Raw genomic sequence first — 3782 nt, forward strand, 5'->3', positions numbered from 1 at the left:
ATGTCGAGCTTGCGGCCGGCCTCGGCCCGGTTCCACTCGTCCAGCTTCGGCGACATACGGACCGCGTACAGCGGCAGCGCCTGTCGGGTCGCCGTGGTCTGCGACCGGAACCGCCATTCCGCCCGCACACTCGTGGAGACGGAGCTGGGGGCCATGTCACGGTTGTGCTCGACCGTCAGACGGTAGTCGGCGGGGGTGGCGTCGGCCGGGACGTCGCTCATGCTCCAGTCCTGGGAGACCAGCGCGCCGTTGCGCCACAGCTTCACCTCGGGCAGGCCGGACGTGGTGTCGGCCACCAGGTCGAGGTTGCCGTTCGCGGCCGACTGGAAGGGCCGGTACATCGTGTCGCCCTCTCGGAAGGCGGCCATCTGGGACGAGAGGCCCACGGCCTGGATCCCGCCGTTCCAGCGCTCCTCGACCTGGGAGCCGGCCTGGTAGCCGTGCAGGTCGCTGAGGTAGCTCTGTCCATGCTTGTCCGGGTCGAGGAAGCTGTTCTGGTCGAAGGCCGTCTGCCAGCGCAGGCCGTCGGCCGCCGAGAAGTAGTCGACGCGCCGGGCCGGGACCGGAATTCCCTCCATCGCCCGTCCGCTGAAGCGGACGTTGTCGACGTACGTCCAGACGATGCGCGTGGCCGTGGTTCCCGGCGTGGTGGCGGCGAACGTGGTGTTCACCCTGGCCAGCTCCGACTTGCGGGGGTTGTAGGCGGGATTCGCCGGGATGGCGCCGTGCACCGGTCGCGTGAGGTAGTAGACCGCGGCGGGGTTCCCGTCTGCGCCGGCCGGGTCGCCCCAGACGCTGGTGACGAGGTACGTGAACTTCGAGTCCTTGTACTGGGCCGTCGGCACCGCGTACACACCGTCGATGTGGTCCGTGCCGATCGCGTTGTACATGGTGACCGAGAGCAGCTGGTCGGCCATGCTGATCGTGCCGATCTCGGCCGACATGATGCGCGCGGAGCGGCTCGGTGCCGACACGGTGACGGGCTTCGCCTTCCGGGCGTCGATGGCCACCTGCCGGTCGGCGCTCATCACGACCTTCGGCACACCGACGATGGTGCCCTCGGTGAAGGAGGCGTCGAAGTAGAAGCCGCTCACCGAGTAGGTGTCCTTCGGCAGTCGCACCACCGTGCTGCTCTTGCCGAGCGCCTCGACCTCGTACCCCTTGCCGTCGGCCGAGTTGACCAGCAGGTAGGCGTTGTCGGGGGCGGCGCCCGTGCGGCTCTTCATGCCGATGCGCAGGTCGTAGGACGGCTGCTCGACGTCCATGCCGAACGGGACGCGCACCGACACCTGGTTGTCCGCGGTGCTCGCGGTCACCACACCGCTGTAGGCGGCGTACGTCGTGGCGGCTTCCGGGATCGCGGTGAGAGTGACGGCCGCCGTTCCGTGCGCGGGCACGGTGACCGTGTCGGCGCTGAGCCGGAACAGGCCGGCGGGGGCGGGCACGTCCAGCTTGCCGCGGGTCGGGTTGTCCTTCAGCTGAAGGGTGACCGGCGCGGCGCCCGGGTTGCGGTAGGTGATGCTCTTGGTCGCCGGAGGCCGTTTGCCGTCCGTCCAGCGGATCAGCCCGAAGTCCAGTGCGGTGGTGTCGGCGGTGACGTCCTGGTCGACCGCCCGGGCGACGTCGACGCGTCCGGCGCCCTGGAAGTAGGCGCCGTGCTCCTTGGCGCCGGTCGCTGACTGCATCAGCTGGCGCTTGACCTGCTCCGCCGTCCAGTCGGGGTGCTGCTGGAACAGGATGGCGGCGGCTCCGGTCATATGGGGCGTGGCCATGGACGTGCCGCTCATCGCGACATAGCCGTCGTCGGCGGTGGTGCCGCCCGCCCTCGCGGCGACGACGTTGACGCCGGGGGCGATGATGTCCGGCTTGAGGCCGGAGTCGCCCACCCGCGGGCCGACCGAGCTGAAGACGGCGAGGTCGTCGTCGTCCTCGGCCGCGCCGACGGCCAGCGCCCGGTCGTCGGAGGCGGGCGAGGAGACCTTGTCGGGACCGCTGTTGCCGGCCGCGGCCACGACCAGCGTGCCGTAGTCGTGGGTCACGGTGTCGACCATGGCCTCGAGGGCGTCGGTCTCCGGTGTGTCCGTGTCGCCCAGGCTGAGGTTGATCACCTTGGCGCCGTGCTGGGCGGCCCAGGCCAGGCCCTCGACGATGTCGGAGTTGTCGCAGTTGCCGTCCGCGGTGCACACCTTGCCGGACAGGATCTGCACACCGGGTGCCACACCCTTGTAGCGGCCGCCGGAGGCCGCGCCGGAACCGGCGACCGTGGAGGTCACGTGGGTGCCGTGACCGTTCAGGTCGTCGGTGTTCGGCTCGGTGGTGAAGTTCGCGGACTCGGTGACGAGGCCCTTGAGGTCCGGGTGGTTGGGGTCGTAACCGGTGTCGAGCACGGCGACCTTGACGCCGGTGCCGGTGTAGCCCTTCTCCCAGGCGTGCGGGGCCCCGATGCGCGGCACCGTCCTGTCGAGCTGGATCCTTGAGTGGCCGTCCAGCCAGACCCGGCGCACACCCGCTCCGAAGGACGTGGCGTCCGCCCGGCCGGCGGCGATGCCCTTCCAGAACCCGGCGGCGTCCGCGCGGTGTTCGCCGAGGGTCGCGAAGGGGGTCCCACCGATGGGGCGGACGGTGTCGGCACCGGCGGCGGTCAGCTGTCGCCGGGCGGTGCCCGCGTCCCCGGCGTACTCGACGATCAGCGGCAGGCTCGACCGCTGCGCGTACTTGCCCCGGACCAGGGCGGAGACGTTGAACAGCGCCTTGTCGAGGCGGCCCGTCGCGAGCAGCGGGAGCGTGTCGGCGGGTATGACCGTCCAGTCGCGACCGTCCTGGCGCTTGATGAACGCGACTCGTTCGCGACCCTCGGCGGCCTCGACCGACACACTCTGCTTGCCCGAGGTGTCCGTCTCCAGCGTGACGCGGTCGCCGGTGATCAGGGTGAGCTGATGCCGGGAGGTGATCGGCGACCGGGCCGCTCCGGTCTGCGCGGCGGCTTCCGTTCGCCCGGTGTGCGGGCGGAGGTCCTGAGCGGCGCCGGGGGCGGCGGTCAGACCGGCCACGAGCGCCACGAGGGCGGCGGCCGCCGCCGTATGCCGAGGCCGGGGAGGGCGGACCCCGCGGCGCCACCTGTTGTTCATGTCTCTCATGGGAGGACAGCGTGGTGCCGTCAAGTGCCGAGGTCAGCAGTTTGCCCTGTCCAGCAGACGTCAAGTCACCTTTGCGCCAACCCCTATACTTCAGAAAGAGGGCAAAAGTGGCCAGGTTGGCGGCTCATGGACGAACCGAGCGAGTCGCTCCCCGGGTGGTGTCAAGCCGGCCGCCGGAGATCACGCACAGTCTTTCCTTCCCGGCTCGACCGGAAGCCATTCGGCTGCCAGCTCGGCTCCGCAGTCATCGGTGTGCCCTGGCTCTCCCGCCCGAAGTGTGGCTGCACTGGGACCACCTTGCACGGCAACCCTCCCGGTATCTCCTTGACCCTGTTTCTCGAACGGCGCCGACCGAGCAACCCATCGCCTGCGCTGTCTGCGTCTCGGTCCAAGCAGCACACCGCGGAGTAAGTAAGCGACCTGGGCGAGCGAGGCCGATCGGCTCGGCCTCTTCATGCGCTAGAGGGCGTCTGAAAAGCCTGTCAGCGGGCTGGTCTTGCGAGGCGGCGCACGAGGAGCATGGCCATGGAGAGGCCGCTCTACCACCCATCGCCGGGGGACCACAGCGAACTGAGGCACGGCCGGTGGCGGTGCCCCCACCCGGGCCCAGGTTGAGCGGAATCCACCGTCGCGGCGCTGCACGAC

1 protein-coding gene is annotated in these 3782 nt (G+C 70.3%); it reads right to left on the reverse strand.

Annotation, left to right across the window (positions count from 1 at the left end; all coding sequences use genetic code 11):
• A partial coding sequence (locus AB0D27_RS45175; protein ID WP_362521432.1) for a S8 family serine peptidase occupies positions 1 to 3128 on the reverse strand: 3128 nt, incomplete at its 3' end.
• Between the last annotated feature and the right edge of the window lie 654 nt (positions 3129 to 3782).

The organism is Streptomyces sp. NPDC048415, assembly GCF_040651675.1.
Taxonomy (GTDB): Bacteria; Actinomycetota; Actinomycetes; order Streptomycetales; family Streptomycetaceae; genus Streptomyces.